Origin of the sequence: Herpetosiphon giganteus, assembly GCF_016907925.1 — a bacterium.
GTDB lineage: Bacteria > Chloroflexota > Chloroflexia > Chloroflexales > Herpetosiphonaceae > Herpetosiphon > Herpetosiphon giganteus.
In genome coordinates this window covers 78,649-98,617 of record NZ_JAFBCZ010000003.1, presented here as the reverse complement: position 1 = coordinate 98,617, position 19,969 = coordinate 78,649, and the positions used below count along the sequence as shown (strand labels likewise).

9 protein-coding genes are annotated in these 19,969 nt (G+C 50.2%); 2 read left to right on the top strand and 7 right to left on the bottom strand.

All coding sequences use genetic code 11. From position 1 onward, the window contains the following. Window positions 1-8: 8 nt before the first annotated feature. The 7 genes from ilvB to gltB all read right to left on the bottom strand — a co-directional run bounded on the left by ilvB (window position 9) and on the right by gltB (window position 16,356). Entirely contained in the window at window positions 9-1,721 is a 1,713-nt protein-coding gene (gene ilvB, locus JOD20_RS03425; RefSeq protein ID WP_204753918.1) for a biosynthetic-type acetolactate synthase large subunit, read from the bottom strand. Between the two features lie 35 nt (window positions 1,722-1,756). After that, window positions 1,757-3,442, bottom strand: coding sequence for a dihydroxy-acid dehydratase (gene ilvD, locus JOD20_RS03420; RefSeq protein WP_204753917.1), 1,686 nt, complete (start codon window positions 3,440-3,442; stop codon window positions 1,757-1,759). Window positions 3,443-4,132: 690 nt separating this feature from the next. Further along, a complete protein-coding gene (locus tag JOD20_RS03415) occupies window positions 4,133-4,537 on the bottom strand; it encodes a flagellar basal body L-ring protein FlgH (RefSeq protein WP_204753916.1) in 405 nt (134 codons plus the stop codon). A gap of 144 nt (window positions 4,538-4,681) precedes the next feature. After that, on the bottom strand, window positions 4,682-5,317 hold the full coding sequence (locus JOD20_RS03410; protein ID WP_204753915.1) for a hypothetical protein: 636 nt from the start codon (window positions 5,315-5,317) through the stop codon (window positions 4,682-4,684). A gap of 70 nt (window positions 5,318-5,387) precedes the next feature. Next, window positions 5,388-9,518 (bottom strand): hypothetical protein, encoded by a 4,131-nt coding sequence (locus JOD20_RS03405; protein ID WP_204753914.1) that lies wholly within the window; start codon window positions 9,516-9,518, stop codon window positions 5,388-5,390. A gap of 201 nt (window positions 9,519-9,719) precedes the next feature. After that, window positions 9,720-11,462 carry a sensor histidine kinase gene (locus JOD20_RS03400; protein WP_204753913.1) on the bottom strand — a complete coding sequence of 581 codons (1,743 nt, stop codon included), beginning with the start codon at window positions 11,460-11,462 and terminating at the stop codon, window positions 9,720-9,722. Window positions 11,463-11,898: 436 nt separating this feature from the next. Further along, window positions 11,899-16,356 carry a glutamate synthase large subunit gene (gene gltB, locus JOD20_RS03395; protein ID WP_204753912.1) on the bottom strand — a complete coding sequence of 1,486 codons (4,458 nt, stop codon included), beginning with the start codon at window positions 16,354-16,356 and terminating at the stop codon, window positions 11,899-11,901. A 468-nt stretch (window positions 16,357-16,824) separates the two neighbouring features. Here gltB and JOD20_RS03390 point away from each other — a divergent pair, with 468 nt between their 5' ends. Further along, window positions 16,825-19,062 carry a RelA/SpoT family protein gene (locus tag JOD20_RS03390; protein ID WP_239583703.1) on the top strand — a complete coding sequence of 746 codons (2,238 nt, stop codon included), beginning with the start codon at window positions 16,825-16,827 and terminating at the stop codon, window positions 19,060-19,062. Between the two features lie 569 nt (window positions 19,063-19,631). Further along, on the top strand, window positions 19,632-19,967 hold the full coding sequence (locus JOD20_RS03385; RefSeq protein WP_204753910.1) for a YrdB family protein: 336 nt from the start codon (window positions 19,632-19,634) through the stop codon (window positions 19,965-19,967). The last annotated feature ends 2 nt before the right edge of the window (window positions 19,968-19,969 follow it).

Here is a 19,969-nt window from a genome sequence, read left to right as displayed (position 1 = left end):
TCCTGAGCCTATTTCACTGCCACAACGTCTTCGATTTCGACTTCGCTGGGATCTTCAAACATATCGCTGATGCTTGCGCCTGGAGCCACCATCGGATAGACATTGACTTCGCGCTCAACCACAAATTCAATCAAGAATGGCCCGTTAGTTGCCCGCGCTTGGTGAATCGCTTCGGCCACATCTTCGGCGCGCTCGACGCGCACCCCAGGAATCCCATAAGCATCAGCCAGTTTGATAAAATCGGGACTCCACATTGGCGTTGCCGAATAGCGGCGTTCGTGGAAAAGCTCCTGCCATTGGCGCACCATGCCCAAGTAGCCGTTGTTGATGATACAAATCTTCAAGGGCAGGCTTTCTTGGACTACCGTGGCTAGCTCTTGCAAATTCATCTGAAAGCCGCCATCGCCAGCAATTGCCCAAACTTCTTCGTTGGGGCAAGCGACTTGCACGCCCATCGCTGCTGGCAAGGCAAAACCCATCGTGCCCAAGCCGCCAGAAGTGATGTGGGTATGGGGTTTCATATATTCGATCAACTGGGCTGCCCACATTTGGTGCTGGCCCACATCGGTGCAAACCCGAAATTCGCCTTGCAAAATGCGGGTGAATTCAGCATACACATGGTGCGGCGTGAACATGGCGCTTTCAGGGTCGCGTTGGCGCTTGGAGCGAGTTGCCTGAACCTCGCGAATATGGTTGACCCATTCGCTGTGGTCGTTGGGGTTGGCAATTTCGGTCAAATGTTCCAGCACTCGCTTGGCATCGCCGACAATTGGCACAGCAGTTACCACGTTTTTGCCAACCTCAGCAGGGTCAATATCAACGTGAATAATTTTGGCATTGCGGGCAAAGCTATCCAATTTGCCAGTTACGCGGTCGTCGAAGCGTGCGCCAATCGTAAACAGCACATCGCATTCTTGAATCGCGCGATTGACGTGCACCCAACCGTGCATGCCAGGCATACCCAACGATAGCGGATGATCTTCGGGAATACAGCTAATACCCAACAGCGTGGTGATCACCGGAATGCCAGTTTTTTCGGCAAATTCGCGCAATTCGGTGCTGGCGTGGCCCAGCAAAATACCATGGCCTGCCATAATCAAGGGCTTTTTGGCCTGATTCAGCAAATTGGCAGCTTCTTTGATTTGGCGACGATTGCCATCGTAGTTGGGCTTGTAGCCAGGCAAATCGACAGTTGCTGGATACTCGAACACGCCACGAGCATTTTGGGTATCTTTGGCAACGTCGATCAGCACTGGGCCGGGCCGTCCAGTTCGCGCAATATGAAAGGCCTCTTTGAACACCCGTGGCAGGTCGCGCACGTCGGTCACCAAATAATTGTGCTTGGTGATTGGCTGGGTGATGCCCGTCACATCGGTTTCTTGAAAGCCATCTTTGCCAATCAACGAGGTGACGACTTGGCCAGTGATTGCCACGATTGGAATTGAATCCATCATCGCATCGGCAATTGCGGTGACCAAGTTGGTTGCGCCCGGGCCGCTGGTAGCGACGCAAACCCCAACTTTGCCGCTGGTACGGGCGTAGCCTTCGGCGGCATGGCCAGCTGCTTGTTCGTGGCGCACCAAAATATGGCGCAATTGAGGATATTCGGGCAGCGCATGGTAGAACGGCATAATCGCCCCACCAGGATAGCCAAACATCACATCAACGCCCTCGGCTATCAACGCTTCACACATCATTTGAGCACCAGTTAGCGTTTTCATTGGTATACCTCGCCTTGCGTAAGGATTTCAATAATCTATGCTTCCAACACCGCGCCATTGCTGGCGTTCGTCACCAAGCGGGTGTAGCGTGCCAACCAGCCGCGTTGATGTTTGCGTTCTGGGGCTTGCCAACCAGCGCGGCGTTCGGCAAATTGCGCTTCGCTGAGTTCGACTGCCAACAGGCGATTTGCTAAATCGATATGAATGATGTCGCCATTTTCGATCAGGCCAATCGGGCCACCCTCGGCGGCTTCTGGTGAAATATGGCCAATGCACAGGCCGCGCGTGCCGCCGCTGAAGCGACCATCGGTCAATAAGGCCACTTGCTCGCCCAACGGCATGCCTTTGAGCAACGAGGTCAAGGCCAGCATTTCGCGCATGCCTGGGCCGCCGCGTGGGCCTTCGTAGCGCACAACCACCACATCGCCAGCTTGGATTTCGCCAGAACGGGCGGCGTAGGTGGCGGCTTCTTCGCTGGGGAAACAGCGAGCGGGGCCGCTAAAGGTCATTTGATGTTGATCAACTGCGCCAACTTTGATCACTGAGCCTTCGGGAGCTAAGTTGCCAAACAAAATGCACAAACCACCTTGGGCTGAATGCGGATGTTCGATTGGGCGAATGCATTCAGGGTTTTCGTTGGCGATGCCTTGTAATTGCTCGCCCAAGGTTTGGCCAGTGACGGTTGGCACGTTCAGGTGCAAGGCATCGGGCTTTTTGGCCAATTCGGCCATAATTGCGGGCACGCCGCCAGCGCGATGCACATCTTCCATATGCCATTGACGATCGCCATCCCAAGCTGGGCTAACTTTGGCCAAGTGTGGCACGCGAGCAGCAACCTCGTTAAAGCGGCTGATTGGATAAGCCAAGCCAGCTTCACGGGCCAAGGCCAAGACGTGCAAGACGGTGTTGGTCGAGCCACCCATCGCAACATCAAGCGCCATGGCGTTATCAATTGATTCGGGAGTGACAATATCGTTGAAGGAAATATTGTTGTGGAGTAATTCGAGGACTTTGCTAGCGGCGGTGCGGGCTAATTCGTGGCGGGCGGGGTCGGTGGCCAGTAATGAACCGTTGTATGGCAGGGCGATTCCCAGTGCTTCACACAGACAATTCATCGAATTGGCGGTGAACATACCGGAGCACGAGCCACAGGTCGGGCAGCCGTTGCGCTCCAAATCCAGCAGCCGTTCATCACTGATACGGCCTGAGGCATGTTGCCCAACGCCCTCGAAGACACTGATCAGATCAACTTTATTGCCATCTTTATCGCGGCCAGCCTGCATCGGCCCACCAGATACAAACACGGTGGGAATATTGACGCGGGCAGCGCCCATCAGCATGCCTGGCACAATTTTATCGCAGTTGGGGATACAGATCATCGCATCGAAGCAGTGCGCTGCTGCCACCGTTTCAACACAATCGGCGATCAACTCGCGCGAAGGCAACGAATAGCGCATGCCCTCGTGGCCCATGACGATGCCATCATCGACCCCGATGGTGTTGAATTCAAAGGGAATGCCGCCAGCAGCGCGCACCGCATCTTTGACGATTTTGGCAAACTCATGCAAGTGGACATGGCCAGGAATAATATCGATATACGAATTACAGATTGCCACGAACGGCTTCTGAAAATCGCTATCGTCTTGAATTTGGCCTGTCGCACGGAGTAGTGATCGATGTGGTGCGCGTGCAAAGCCCCGTTTGATCGTATCTGAACGCATAGATGCTCCCCGCATAGAGATGTGGATGGCTGGACTGGCCATCGCAGCAATAAGCTCGCTTGGGCCAATGCTCCAGTTGAATTGGCCACAGAGCGCTCGATTTTTGGCAATAGGAAAGCAAGCCTTGTCAGTCCCGATGCTGAACACAGGCAAAAGATGAACGAACATACTCATCAATGAGCTGAACGAATGAGCGACACTGCTCAGGGGTTTGTTGCAATCATTGCAACGGTTCGGGTTATCGCTCTAGCGCAGGCGACGGCCTACGCGACACGACCAAATGGGAATGGGTTGGAGAATAATAAACTGCGGACGAGGAGTGATCATGGTGACGAGAAGTGTCAACAAGTTCCGCATGTGTTTATCCTCCAGAAGCTAGCGAACTTAACCAAAAAGCCCCTCCCGAATTGGGAGGGGCTTGAGTTCTTTTGAACTACCCGCGAGGCTTGTTAGCCCCTCCCACATAAAAGTGACCGCGTAATAACGACGATTACGAGGCTAAGGAGGTTGCTAATAATAATAAACGCGGGACGATTGCTCATTTGGTAGTTTCCTACAAAAGTTATTTGTGCAGAGTATACACATCCAGCGATACTCTGTCAAGTTGGATTTTTGAGTAGTTTACTTAACTTCAGCCATCTTTGGCCCACACTTGAATAATTCGTTGATATTGCATCATTAAACCGTCGATCATCTATTCTTCGTGCATTCTACTGAGCCTGGTTGAACCCGACTTTTAATTTGAAATGTGTATTTTTTATCGTTATTTTCAAAAGGAGTGTCATCGATCATATACATATAATCCATACAATCAACCAGATCTTGCTTAAGAAACATGACCCAAGTTGGGCCTTGTTCTAAATAATGCCAATCGGCTGGAAATTGGCGCTTATACCAATCAATCACCTGTGCCCGCTCGTCCTGAGTTTTCATTACTAAAACCAAAGAACCGCCATCCTGAATGACCTCGCCGAGTGCTCTTCCGCGCGGGTAGGGCAAAATCTCCATCGGGTCGGGATAAGCTTTTTCCACAACCTGCGAGCTACAGCCTGCTAGAAAGATAGCGATTATGCTGAGCAAGATATAGCGCATCATGCTTAACTATCCTTGGGCCATAGGATTAATCTCATTCAACGGCAATTTATTGCTTCAAATAGTGGCCAAATACAGATATTGAGCTTAGTCACACCTACACTTCTCACTATAGTTTCCAGTTTAGACAAATTAACCCTGCTGGAATTATTTACAAACGCCCTCATATTGATCCTCAGTCAGGATAATTGTTTTTTTGGCATCAACATCGGTGATCATTCCACACCAGCTGGCAATTGCCGCATGAATTTCAGCAATATCGCCCTTTTTTAGCATTGGTTCTGTTATTTGCTTGGCAAATTTCTTAATATCATCATGCAATTGTTGCAACCGAGCACGATTAGCCGCACTCACTGAGCCTTCGGTTCGAATAATATTGTGAGCTTTGGCTAATTGGATCGAATAATGATCAAACAAGAACATAAACCCAAGTGAGTTTGATTCGGTTAGTTCGTTGAGATTCCACCATGGTTTGACTGGGAAATCCAAAGCAGCTATATAGCTGTAGATTAATCTGGTTGATGACTGACAATAAATTCGAGCATTGGAAAGGTATGTGAGCACATCCGCTTGAATTTGATTATCAACAGCCTGTAAAACCCTCTCAAGTCTATCAATACAATCATACCAACTTAACCATAACGATTGCCCAGCTGTGGCTGTTTGAACCCGCTGACGTTGCTCAATTACCTGCAAATTGTGATGGATGCTATAGCTATAAAAGCTGAGCACTAAACAGCTAATCCCTAAAAATGTCATTAGCCAACGTTGAAATGGTTTCATAATAACTCCTATAAAGATAAAAATAGCTTGGCTCTTAAAAGAAGCCAAGCTATTTTTATCTAGAAATTTATTACTTATTACAAGGTCCACTCTTATAATTCATTATAAAATTTTTAATATATAACATATTATTTATTTCTCGCTTTGTTAAATTATCATACATAGGAATATCCCAGTATATTTTTAATTGCATATCTCGACTTACATTTTGCTTTTTACAAGCTACAGTAACCTTTGTTGTAAACCTATTATTTTTATTTACTAATATTGCTTGCTGAAATGGTACTCGTACCGTTTTTATTTTTGTATCAGGATTATTATCCCAATCGGCTAATATCATCTCGTTTGTTAAGCTTGGTACATCATCTATAAACGGAGTTTCTACTTTAATTAACTCCAAAAGGCTACTAATATTAATTGGTACTGAATAGAAAGCAAGAGCTACATCAATAACTTTAATCATTTGTGCTATAAATATATCAAACCAGAGCTTATCATTTTTATATATAGCAGCCTTACCTCCAAATGTTATATAACTTAGATAATCTCCTTCTGCTGCATTACCTTTTAGATTATTACCAGAAGATGCAAACTTAACAGAGACAGGATCATCTCTAGAACCTAAAGTAACACCGGCACTATCTTCATCATACATATCACAGGAATCTGCAGGCCAGTTCTGTCCTGGCGTAACATAGCCATCTGTTATACTCTCAAGTACTTCTATTTGGGTCGCAAAGTCCCCACTACCACCAAGAATATCAACCTCTGGTGCTTCGACTACTACTCCAAATTTAAGTTGTTGTAATAGAGTGCAATCTTTATGAACAATTCTGCGTGTCCATTTCCATACATTTTCATTTGGATCTCCCATTGCTTCCACGGTTGAATCATCACCTTCGATGAGCTTACCAAACCAATAATCGCTTCCGTAATCAGCATCTTCAAGCGAGGCTAATTCGAATACTGGGCTTAGCAATGCGTTGAGCGTATTATCTAATCCCAAGTCAATTACTGTGGCTTCACGGGTTCCATTACGTTGGATATATAGTGATAGGTTCTCATTTGTTATTGTAGGATTAGTTTGCGGGCCTAATGGTTCTTGTCGAACTGCAAAATATAAACTATCAAAGGTTCTGGTTGTGTCTTGAAGTTCTGCCACAATGTCACCTGGCGTGCCAAGACTTGAGTTATACAAATCTCCAGTTAAGGCAAATGGCAAGGTTGTATTTGCATAGCGAACTTGACCCGCCAAATCTACATACTCATCGTAGACAACCAATGACGTGATTGTCATGGTCGCAGTCGTTGTAATCCCGCCCAATTCAGTGAGTGGTACGTTCAAATAGGTTGTGCCAGTCACGACGATTGGCGTGGTAAGGGTTGATCGTGGGCTCAACAAGGCCAGTTTATCAACGCGTACAACTGAGCGGGTACCAAATTGGTGCGTTAATAGGCGAATTTTAATCGTTTGGCCTTGGAATTGGCTTAAGGGCAGTTTGGCAACCTGCCAGCCATCATTTGCTCGACTAGTGATACCTTGGCTAATAAAGGTCGCTGTCGAGAAATTATTGCCTGATAGCACTTCAACCAATAGTGCTTCTTGGGCATTTCCATTATCAAGATTGCTGAGTTGATATTCCATCCGCAACCATTGGGTATCGGTTGGTACATTGAAGCTGGTCGAGATTGCCGCATTATTTGCATTTCGCAATTCAAGCAAATTACCGTCAGGAGCCTCATCGGGGCCATGGCTGGCACTGGCTGCACCTTGATTGAGGCTTAAGTTATCAAACCAAGAAACCGAATTGCCAAATTGTTGGTGTTTGAATTGAAGCTTAATCGTGCGGCCTTGGAATTGAGCCAAATTGAGGGTTGCTTGCTTCCAACCACCATTAGGATCATTCTGGGTACCAAAAACGGTGCCAGCATCGATTGGAGTGCTGACTTCAAAATTTTCGCCACTGAATACATTGACGCTAACGAATGAATTGCCTGTCCCATCAGTGTGCATGGATTTATAATCAAAGCTGAGGCTGACGGTGGTACTTAACACGGTCAATGGGTCACTGGTTATGGAGTTCAGTGCGCCATCCATACGCAAGCTCTGACCTAAAGCAGTCGTGGTTGACTCAATTGTGACATTTTCGTAGCTCTTGCCCCACCAACCTGCGGTTGCAGTTCCAACTTCTATGTTATCAACCCGCAGATACGGCTGATCAAACTCAGGCAGTCTAAATTCAAGTTTAACTGTTTGACCACGCAAATCTTGCAGATCAAGCGCTAAGGTCTTCCAGCCATTGTTAGTGTTACCCCACAAGCGGCCTTGGTCGATTCTGGTCCGAATACTAAAGTCAGGGCCACTAAGCAGGGTCAATTCTGCTGCTCGGTTTGCATTAGTATCGTTCACATCACCCATCTGAAAGTCGAAGCGCACTTGCTGGGCTTGGCTTGGTAGGCTAAATGGTGCTGATACAAGGGTGCTACGGGTTTTGCTCAGATAGACATGGCTAGGATGTGCCGATGATTCATTGATCATCTGCATCCGTGGTTGGCTACTTGCCGTCCATTGGGGTACATGATCAACCAAGCGGAAATTGCTCAATTGACTGGTTGGATTATCCCAATCATGATTGAAGAATTGGACTTTAATCGTTTTCCCTTGATAGCGTTTGATATCAATCAAGCCGATTTGGCTGCCAGCTTGGGTTGATCCCCATACTTGACTATCGGTTGGCCATTCACGAATATCGAAGGTGTCGCCACTCAGAATTGCCACCCCAACTGGTTTCGCAAGGGTTGCATTGCCACTGTCACCAATCAAGGCTTCAAACTGAAACCCCGTGGTATGTTCAGGCACAACGAACGAAGCAGTCGTTGTAGTTGCATTAGGCCCAGTCAAGGTGATAGCTGGTTCACTAAGAGTTTGAATCAGGGTACTAGGAAGATCAAATGCGTTATTGGGAATAACATCGGCAATCGGGGTAAATCCAAGCTCGAAATCAGTATTGGTTAAGACATTCGAAGCATCGTTAAGTGGGAGTTGAAGTGTATCAATTTTGACATAATTAGTATTGCTAACTTCCCAGCCTGGAACTGCTCGATTGAGTTTAAAACTATCAATATAGGTTGTCTGAGGTTGGATTGGCCACCAATCATTACTGACTTTGAGCTTAATCACTTGGCCACGGAATGCTTGAATTCCGACTGTAGCATGTTTCCAGCCTTCGCTTAAGCGGCCTTCCACTTTCCAGCTATCAAGATTCGTGGTTGTCTCGAAATTCGGCCCACTGAGCACTTGAATTCCAATTGGCGCACCACCATTATTCAGTGGGCGGCCAGTTTTGTAGTTAAAACTCAAACTTTGAGTTTGCATGGGAATTGTAAATGGAGCCGAGACGATAAAGGTATTTACGCCGGTAATTACGGCATGGGCCCCAATTAGATCGTCATACTCGATTGCGCTCACACCAAACGGTGATAGCTCCCAGTCGGGAATTTCAACGGTAAGCTTAATCTTGCGTACCTGGGCTGATGGTTCATCGCCGCCTAACCAATCATTGATGAAGCGTAATTTGATCGTTTGACCGCGAAATCCCATGATTGGCAATTTACCCTGTTTCCAACCATCGAGATATTGACCGCCAACAACACCTACGTTGGTAACAGTCGCAAAGTTTGATCCACTTAAGACTTCAACACCCAGCGGTGTACCGCGGTCACCCGTCTTACGCCCAACCATATACTCAAATGAAAGGTATTGGGCTGAGCTATCAACCACAAAAGAATCAGTTGTTTGTGATTGGTTGACATTTTGAATTGTGAATGATTGTGGCGTAATCGATGTTAGTAGAACCTGACGATCACGGGAAAATTCACAATTTAAAGGGTGGCTTGTTCGCGGTAATTCTTGATTCGCTATATCAAAATTAGGGTTTTGCGGCCCACTGGTTGAAGTTGGCAGTTCAGGCAAGGTCACTGCTGCCATCGGAGTTGGGCAGGGATCGGTTTCAGCAACATTTACCGATTGATTCAAGGCTTGATAATCATCGCTATCAACCAAAATGTTATGACTATTTGTCGCTGATGGTGGGGTGGTAATCGTCGCAGCAGCTACTGCTGGCTGACTGAGTGCTGGAAGTATGCCGCTCACCAGAGTGGTAAGCAGAAGCCCAGCGCTGATAGGCCGAAGCATTCTCATGAATTAACCTTTCCTTTGGGTAAAATAGATCTGCTCTCATGAAGACGAATTGATTAACCCCATTGCAACGACAATGAGCAATGAATCAATAGACGAGGTTATTTTGTTGGTACATATGCAGAAAGCCCCTCTTCGTCTCAAGAAGATGCGCTCATCATATACTCATTTTGGGGATTTGGCAAGCCGAAATTATACGTTTTGTTAGGCTTGAGCGTGAGACATGTGGCTCAATTCTTGGTTAGTGCGGGGGGGATGCTCAGGCAGGTGCAAGGTAAAGGTCGAGCCAAGGCCCAAACGGCTATCAAGCTCGATTGTGCCACCCAAGGCTTTGGCCAGCCGCAAACCAACTGCTAAGCCCAAACCAGTGCCTTCGTATTGGCGGGTTGCCGAGGAATCGGCCTGCACAAATGGTTCAAAAATGCGCTCGAATTGTTCATAGGCGATGCCAATGCCAGTATCGCGAATGGCAATTTCGAGCCAGCCGCCAGCAGCGTGTTGCAAGCGCTGCACCGAGATACTGATCAAGCCAGTGTGGGTAAATTTAATCGCATTATCCAGCAGATGGTAGATAATCATGCGCAATTTATGATCATCAGTTACAACCGAACCCCAGTTTTGGCTGCCCAACAATTGGACAGTGTTTTTGTTTTCTTGGGCTTTGGTTTGGAGTTGGTCGCTGATGCTGCCAATCGCCAGCGCTAAATCGATCGTTTCGTGCTCCAAGCGCACAACTTCTGCATCAAGATCGGTAATCGTCAACACGCCATCGATTAAGCTCAGCAAGCGGTCGCTGGCGCTGCGAATGCGCGTCATATCCATTGCCAATTCGGGCATGCTGCGGTCGATCAAATCTTCGTAGATCATTTCGCTATAGCCAACAATCGCGTTGAGCGGCGTGCGCAATTCGTGGCTGACGGTTGAGAGGAAGGTGCTTTTGGCGCGGTTGGCAGCTTCGGCTTGATCTTTGGCACTGAGCAATAAGTTTTCAAAATGGCGTTGTTCGGTAATATCGCGCACTGCTGCGACCCGCACCACGCGGTTGCTATAGGGCAGATTTGTGCCGAGAACCAAAGCGATGAAGGTGCTACCATCTTTGCGCAACGCCGTCACCTCGTAGGGATCGCCATCTTTATATTTGTGCATGGCTTTTTGCAGCGATTGCGGCTCGACAAATTCGCGTAGCGAGTGACCGAGAATCTCATCGCGATGATAGCCAAACATCTCGCCAAAGCGCTCGTTGGCATCCATCACCACGCCTTCATCTTGTAGCACAACGCCTTCAGAAGTGGCTTCGGCCAAGGCGCGAAAACGCTCCTCGCTCATTTTGATTTGAATTAATGCCTCTTGCAGTTCGTATTTATAGGTGCTTTCTTGCATGCGCAGGGCAATCAGGCCGCGAACTGTGCGCATGCGAATACCTTGAATAGTAGCGGCAGCAACCGTGGCGCTTACCAACATAAAAATAAAATGCATAGTTAATGGCGAGCTTGGCAATGAGCTAATTGCCGCCAGCCACGCCAGTAAGGTTGCGCCAATGCTCACAATAAACCAGTTCCACGAGAGCAACAGACAGCCAGTGCCAATCAAAATAAAGGCAATATTGGTACTTTGGTGAATCTCGCCGCTAAGCCAAATATGCAAAATGCTGTTGAAACCAGCGACCACAATAAACAGCGTTGCTAGCGGATGGGCGAATTCGGCGGATGGCCGCCAGCGTTGCAAACGCCACCACCAAAAAGCAAAAAAGAGCACACTCAACAGCGCAACAATCACCATTGGCAGCTTAATTGGGGCTGGCAGCACCAAGGCATGGGCGATGCTAAATAACAAATATAAAAAACCCAAGCCGGTTACGGTTGGGCGGAGAGCAAACGCAACCTCAACATTGAGGGCTGATTGAAGCTTGGTTGAAGCAGGCGATTCTGCTACTGGTTGGTCGCTCATAGTGTTCTCAAATAGCTGAATTGATCGTTTAATCTAACTTGCCCATTAACAAGCAGCCTAAAGCGCCAACCTTACGAGCATGCTTACGCTTGAGGGATTCTTTATTAAATTTTTACTTCTTGGCAGTACTAGGCAGGTGTTTAAAGCGTATTGGTTCATCACGTTAATCACCATGTCGTTTTTCCACCCTTCCGTCCCGCCAGCGGGAAACGCAGGAGGCTTTAATCCCCCTGCACCCCCTCAAGGACAATTCGCAACCGAACCACAATCCTTGATGAATCTGCGGATGGGTGGTGTTCAGTTGAAACCGACCCTTGGGGTTGTGGGAATACACTGGTTATCAACCCAATCAACCATTACATTTAAAGCGCCTAAACAAACACCAGCGATCAACCTTGATCGCTGGTGTTTGGTGTGTGTGAAGGAGTGACTAGCGTTAAGCGGCGACTTTGGCCAATTCTGGTTGGTTATTTTGGGCTGCCGCAGCGTGGGCGGCCTTGGAAATAACGTGCCAGAAGGCTGATTGCTGATCTTCCCAGTTGGCGAGAATTTCGTTGGCCAAGACACTTCCCGTAAGTGCCGCGTGGCGTTCGATTAGTTCGCGCAAATGGTCGGCGACCAATGGGGATGCAACCCGTTCGGCAATTACCATTTCGTCGTTGAGGCGGCCAAGGAAGCGTTGGCTGGGGTCGTAGACAAAGGCTTGACCACCGCTCATGCCTGCGCCAAAATTGTTGCCAGTGCTGCCGAGCACCACTACCGTGCCACCAGTCATATATTCGCAGCCATGCTCGCCAATGCCTTCAATAATCGCCACTGCGCCACTATTGCGCACCGCGAAGCGCTCGCCTGCGCGGCCTGCTGCATACAAGCTGCCGCTGGTTGCGCCATACAACGCGGTGTTGCCAAGAATTGTGGCTTCGTGAGCTAAGAATTGAGCATTTGGCCGTGGCTTGATTACGACTTCGCCGCCAGCCAAGCCTTTGCCAACATAATCGTTAGCATCGCCAACGAGGTTAAGTTGCATACCGCGCGTCGCGAAGGCGGCAAAGCTTTGGCCTGCGCTGCCAGCAAAGTTCATGCTAACATGGCCAGTATTTTTGAGCAGCGCCAATTCGCCCGCCAAGGTGATGCCCGTTGAGCGATCTTCGTTGGTGATTTCGGCGTTGATAATCACTTCTTGACCTGCTTTGGCGCTTGGCAAGGCACTATCGACCAAAAATTGATTGAGCCGATCGATGCCAACCAACTGGGGCATGCCGTTGTAGCGCCGTGGGCCTGCATTGGCCAAGCCCAGCAATGGGCTAAGATCAAGCGCATCGTGGTCGGGGTTGTTGGTTTGGCGTTGGCGCAATAATTCGACGCGGCCAATAATTTCGTTGAGGCTGCGAGCGCCAAGTTGGGCCAGCAATTCGCGCACTTCTTGGGCGATAAACTGCATAAAGGCCATCACATGCTCTGGCTTGCCCGGGAATTTGGCGCGTAAATCGGGACGCTGGGTGGCAATCCCAACTGGGCAGGTGTTGTTGTGGCAGGCGCGGGCCATCACACAACCTTCGGCAATCAGCGCTGAGGTGCCGAAGGAATATTCATCTGCGCCAAGCAAGGCGGCCATAATCACGTCGCGGCCAGTGCGCAAGCCACCGTCGGCTCGCACCCGCACGCGATCGCGCAGTTGGTTGATCATCAAGGTTTGTTGGGTTTCAGCCAAGCCAATTTCCCATGGAATGCCGACGTTTTTGATTGATGACAGCGGAGAAGCGCCAGTGCCACCCGAATTGCCACTAATCAACACCACATCAGCGCCGCCTTTGACCACCCCAGCCGCAATTGTGCCAACACCCATTTCTGAAACAAGCTTGACCGAAACCGCAGCAGTGGGGTTGATCGTGCGCATGTCGTAAATCAATTGAGCTAAATCCTCAATTGAATAGATGTCGTGGTGTGGTGGCGGCGAAATTAAGGTTACGCCGGGCGTGGTGTGGCGGGTGCGGGCAATGTCTTCAGTGACTTTATTGCCTGGAATTTGGCCACCTTCGCCTGGCTTGGAGCCTTGGGCCATTTTGATTTGCAGCTCGCGAGCGTGCATCAAGTAGCTTGGCGTTACCCCGAAGCGGCCTGAGGCAATTTGCTTGATCGCGCTGACTTTTTCGGTGCCAAAGCGCGCTGGATCTTCGCCGCCTTCGCCGCTATTGCTCATACCGCCGAGCCGATTCATGGCGATTGCCAAGGTTTCGTGAGCTTCGGCGCTCAACGAACCATAGGAAATTGCGGCGGTCGAGAAGCGTTTGACAATCGTTTCAATTGATTCGACTTGATCGATTGCAATTGGCTCCGTCGCCACAAAATCCAGCAAATCGCGTGGGTCGGATGGTTGGCGTTTGTTCAGCAAGTCGCTATATTCGCGATAGGTTGCATAGCCAGCTGCGAAATCTGCGCCATTATCGACTGCGGCGCGCACAGCTTTTTGCAAGGCATGCACCACCGCTGGCTGGAAGGCATGATATTCGCCATCCTTGCGGAATTTGTATAAGCCTGGGTGGCTGAGCGCTGGTTTTTCCAAGCCAAACGCTTGGGCATGACGTTTGTAGCTTTCGCGACCTAAGCGTTGCCAATCGGCTCCGCCAAAGCGTGAAGGCGTGCCAGTCAGACAGCGGGCAATGACCGCATCGCTAAGGCCAATCGCTTCGAAAATTTGCGCTCCGCAGTAGCTATCGACGGTCGAAATGCCCATTTTCGACATTACTTTGAGCAAGCCTTTTTCCAATGAATGCACATAGTTGTCTTCTGCTTGATCGGCAGTGATTGGCGTGCGTGAGCGTTCTTTGGCAATTTCGCGAATTGTGGCGATTGCAACGTATGGGTTGACGGCTTCAGCGCCGTTGCCAACCAAGACTGCCACATGATGCACTTCGTGAGCCTCGCCAGTTTCGACAATCAACGAGCAGGTTGAGCGCCGCCCAGTCCGAATCAGATGATGGTGAACTGCGCCAAGTGCCAAGACGGTTGGGATGGCGATTCGTTGCGCTGCAACTTCGCGGTCGCTCAACACAAGAATGGTCGCACCGCTATCCAAAGCGCGGTCGGCGCTACTACACAAATCATCAAGCGCATGTTCGATCCATTGGGCATCGTCGGTGACTGGGAACGTAGTATCCAAGGTGGCGGTGCCAAAGCTGCGATCAGGGCAAGCACGCAAGGCTGCCAACTCGATGTTGCGCAAAATTGGGCTAGCCAAGGCAATTTGATGGGCTTGGTCGGGTCGTTCGATCAAAATATTGTGACGTGGCCCCAAGCGAATCGATAACGACATCACCAATTGTTCGCGCAAGGGGTCGATTGGTGGGTTGGTTACTTCGGCAAAGCGTTGCTTGAGGTAGCCATAGACTGGGCGAGCAAGGTTTGAAAATACCGCCATTGGTGTGTCGTCGCCCATCGAGCCAATTGGTTCAGCGCCTTCGCGACCCATTGGCTTGAGCACCATCGCCAAGTTTTCGTCGGTATAGCCAAACGCTGCTTGCAAACGAAGCAAATCGTCGGCGTTGAGTTCAACGTCGGCTTCGTTGTAGGCGGCAACCAATTCGGCCAAATCGATGCTTTTGTTTTGTAGCCATTGGCCGTAGGGTTGGCGGGCTGCAAACATCGCTTTAATCGCGGTGTTATCCAGCAATTGGCCTTTAATCAGATCAACGGCGATCATTTGGCCTGGGCCAAGCCGACCCTTGCGAATAATCCGATCTTCGTCGACTGGCGTTGCGCCAACTTCGCTGCCCACAACCACTAAACCATCGTCGGTGACGATATAGCGGGCTGGGCGCAGGCCATTGCGATCCAAGGCCGAGCCAACAATTTTGCCATCACAGAAGGTCATGGCGGCGGGGCCGTCCCAGGCTTCCATCAAATTGGCGTGCCACTGGTAGAAATCGCGCACATCTTGCGGGAGATCATCGATATGTTCCCAGGCTTCGGGCATCATCATCAACAATGAATGGCGCACATCGCGGCCAGCCCGCACCAACAGCTCTAGCACATTATCGAATTGAGCAGAATCGCTGCCGCGTTCGTCGACAATCGGTGCAAGTTCACGCACATTGCCAAGCAACGGGCTTGAAAGATGGGCTTCGCGGGCACGCATCCAGTTCACATTGCCAGCCAAAGTGTTGATTTCGCCGTTGTGGCTGACGACGCGAAAGGGTTGAGCGCGGCTCCAGGTTGGCATGGTGTTGGTTGAATAGCGTTGATGATAGACCGCAGCGCTGGCGCTATAGTCGGCATCGGCCAAATCGGGGTAGAACAAGGCCAAGCGACTTGGTAGCATCAGGCCTTTATAGACAATCGTGCGACAAGAAAGTGAAGGAATGTAGAGATCGATGTTCTCGGCGAGGGCGGTGCGTTCGGCGCGGCGGCGGGCGCGGTAGAGTTCTCGTTCAAAGCTATCGTCGTCCATCGTGGCTGGGCGATCGACCCAAACTTGCTCAATCTGGGGGCAAATATCACGGGCAATTGGGCCAAGTTGCTCACGATCAAGCGGGACTTCACGCCAACCAAGCGGTCGTAAGCCTCGCCAGACGAGGGCATCGTCGATCAGTTCGCGAGCGCGTTCGGTGTTGCTGGTTGGTAGAAAGATCATGCCAACTGCGATCCGCTGTGGATTCGCCAAAATCCGGCGGGCAGCTAATTCACGGGCCATAAATGCGCGTGGGATAGTGGTTAAGAGGCCAGCGCCGTCACCTGTCAGACCGTCGGCGGCAATCCCACCGCGATGGGTCAGACTGCCAAGCGCCGCGAGGGCTAAGCTCACTGTTGCATGAGTTGGTTTTCCATCAATTCGAGCGACAAAGCCAATGCCACATGCATCATGTTCAAAGCGTGGGTCATACAACAGGCGGTTCATGCGAGGTCTCCTTTCGCGCAGGGAGTTGGCAAATACGCGACGGCGTTAGCAACGCTGCCCTATACCATGGCGCATTTTCAGGTAGCACAAAGAAACGTTGGGTAAACCACCAGCGTCATCGCTGCGGGAGAGCCTTCATTGGTGCATTCTGCATCATCGCAGGAGGGGAAACCTAGTTCGGCAGGTTGCCGAGTTGAGTTTTTTGGTTGGGCAAAAAGTTGGCGAACAATTGGATTTAGACCAGAGGTGTGTTAAATCAGAGTTAAAGCCATTCTATGTTAATTTGTGCAATGTGTCAATTGGCTTTTGGGTAAACTGCATAACACACTGCGTCATAGTGGGATGCAATTTGCTTGACATGTGTATAGGGGCGTGTTAATCTGTTCGCTACAATCAGCAAAAAATTGATCGCGACACAACAGCGCAATGCCGCTAGAAACGAGGGTCATTATGGACCTCGCACCTCATATGCCTAGTTCTTATAATGATGATGCTACCCATAGCGAGAGCACAAAACACACCACAGCCACTCCCGCTAGTTCGCCGCAAGTTCATGAAAGCGAAGCGCTAATCAGCCGCATGCGTACCTATTGGCCGCTTGATGAGTTTCAGCTGATCGAACGGGCCTGGGATGTAGCCAAAGAGGCTCACGCCCCGCAAGTGCGCAAATCGGGCGAGCCATATTTTTTGCATCCGGTGCAAGTAGCCCATATTTTGGTCGATATGAAGCTCGACCCCGAATCGGTTGCAGCAGCGCTTTTGCACGATGTCGTTGAAGATACGCCAATTACGCTCGATCAAATTCGGGCTGATTTTGGCCGAGAAGTCGCGCATATCGTCGATGGCGTAACCAAGCTGAGCAAGCTCGAAGCCAAAAGCATCGAAGAAGCCCAAGCAATCACCTATCGCAAGATGTTTATTGCGATGGCCGATGATCCGCGCGTGGTGCTCATCAAGCTGGCCGACCGCTTGCACAATATGCGCACGCTTGGCGCAATGCGCCCCGACAAACAGCAACGCATCGCCCGCGAAACCCTTGAAGTCTATGCGCCGCTCGCCCATCGCTTGGGGATTTGGCAGTTCAAGTGGGAGCTTGAAGACCTTTCGTTTCGTTATATGAACCCAGAAAAGTATAGCGAAATTGGTCGCCAGCTCAACTTGCGCCGCGAAACCCGCGAGCGGATTGTGCAACGGGTCATCGCCCGCCTCAAACAGATTCTTGATCGCGATAACATTAAAGCTGAAGTAACTGGCCGCCCCAAGCACATCTATTCGATTGCGCGCAAAATGGAGCGCAAGGGTGTTAGCCTCGATCAAATCTACGATCAATTGGCTGTGCGGGTGATGGTCACAACTGTTGATGAATGCTACCGTGTGTTGGGCCTTGTCCACTCGACTTGGATTCCAATTATGAGCGAATTCGACGATTATATTGCTGTTCCCAAAGAGAGCATGTATCGTTCGCTGCATACAACTGTGGTGATTCCAGGCGAGCAGCCGTGCGAAGTGCAAATTCGGACCTACGAGATGCATGAAGTCTCAGAATATGGGATTGCAGCACACTGGCGCTATAAAGAAGGCTTTGGCAATCGCAACGATCAATCATTTGAAACCAAATTGGCTTGGCTGCGTTCAGCAATCAACGGCCAGCGCGACCTTGATCCGACCGAGTTTTTCGAGTCGGTCAAAGAAGATGTGCTGCGCGATCAGGTGTTTGTGCTGACTCCCAAGGGTAAAATTATTGATTTGCCCAAAGGTTCAAGCCCAATTGATTTTGCCTATCGGATTCACTCCGAGGTGGGCAACCGCTGCATTGGTGCGCGCGTCAACAACAAACCAGTGCCACTTTATTACCAGTTGCAACACGGCGAAATTGTCGATGTTGTGACCAGCAAAGTGCCGCGTGGCCCTTCGCGCGACTGGCTCGAATATGTTAAATCGAATGGTGCGCGTACCCATATCAAACGCTGGTTCCGTCGCCAAGAAAACGATGTCAACATTACTGCTGGCCGCGAATTAATCGAAAAAGAACTCAAACGCTTGGGTGTGCGCCCAACCATGGAAGAGTTGCTGCGCGCCAACGCGATGAAAAATAGCGAAGATTTTCTGGCGGCGATTGGCAATGGCGATCTCTCGCCACGCCAAGCAATTCAGCGCGTGCTGAGCGACAAAAATACCGATGATGAACCACTGGCGGCGATTCCTACGATTGCCCCACCAGCCAAGCCGGTCAAGCAAGGTACAATTACGGTGCGTGGTGAGGCCGATGTGTATACCCGCATCGCTCACTGTTGCAATCCAGTTTATCCTGAGGCGGTCATTGGCTATACAACTCGTGGCCATGGCATCACCGTTCACCGCATGGATTGTTATAACGTTTTGCATGAGCGCAACCGCGAACGCTTGATCGACGTTGAATGGGGCGGAGCAACTGAAAAACAGTCGTATCCTGTACCAATTCGTATCGAAGCTTGGGATCGAGTGGGCCTCTGGCGCGACGTGACCAATGCAATTGCTGATGGCAATATCAACATTCAAGCAGTTCAGCAATTGGATAATAAACATCATGGGCGGGCAACCTTGCTAGCGACGATTCGGATCGAGAGCATCGATCAACTTAGTCGCATTTTGGATAAACTCAATCGCGTCAAGGATGTGATCGAAGCCCGCCGCGAAAATACCGTGGCTGGCACGATGATTGGCTAGCCTAAGAGCATAGAGCAAAGAACATAGCGCATAGCTGTAATGGGACATTGGATTGACAACGAGGAGCATGCCCTCACCCCCCAGCCCCCGTTTTCACCGCGCCGTGCGGCAGAACCACGCGATTAAAGCCCCTCGCCCGCTGCGTGGGAGAGGGTTTGGGGTGCAGGGATCAGACGGTGGTTAACCTGATGTACCATTACATATAGAACATAGAGCATAGAATATTGGAACAAAGTTTGTTCTGGATTCTTTGCTCTATGTTCGTTTAAGCACTATCCTAAGCTCTAATTGTAGGCGTTGTTGATCATGGCTCTTGTGGAATGACTTGAGCAAGCAACGACCATGAGTGTTGCTATCTTTAGGCCAACCGTAGCGTTTTCCTGATCACGCTCACGACGAGGTGTCCGATGATCGCATAGCTCACGAACCACGATCCACTTGCTCGATATGCCACCGCGTTGGTGCATGCCGACGGGCGATCGTGCCCGCGCGAGCCGTTGTCTTCTTCCATTCTTGGGTGCTGGCGGCCTTGATCTGGCCGTTCAGCTGCGTTCTGAGGACACATGGGTATGGCACTCCTTCGATCAATCAACCTCGCCGTGGCCTTTCTGTTGGAACTGTGTATGCTGGCGGCGCTCGGCTACTGGGGCTTTACCACGATCCAGGGCTGGCCGCGAATTGTGCTTGGTCTGGCCGCTCCGTTGTTGGCTGCGGTTGTGTGGGGAGTATTCCTTGCGCCCAAAGCCGCCCGACCGCTCGATCCTGTGCTGACATTCTGGCTCAAAGGTGCCATGCTTAGCCTCGGCGCAGTAGCATTAGTAATAGCCAATCGGCCTAGACTGGCAATCGGCTTTGCCCTAGCGGTGGCGCTTAACATGCTGCTGCTGTGGCTTTGGCGCGAGTGATC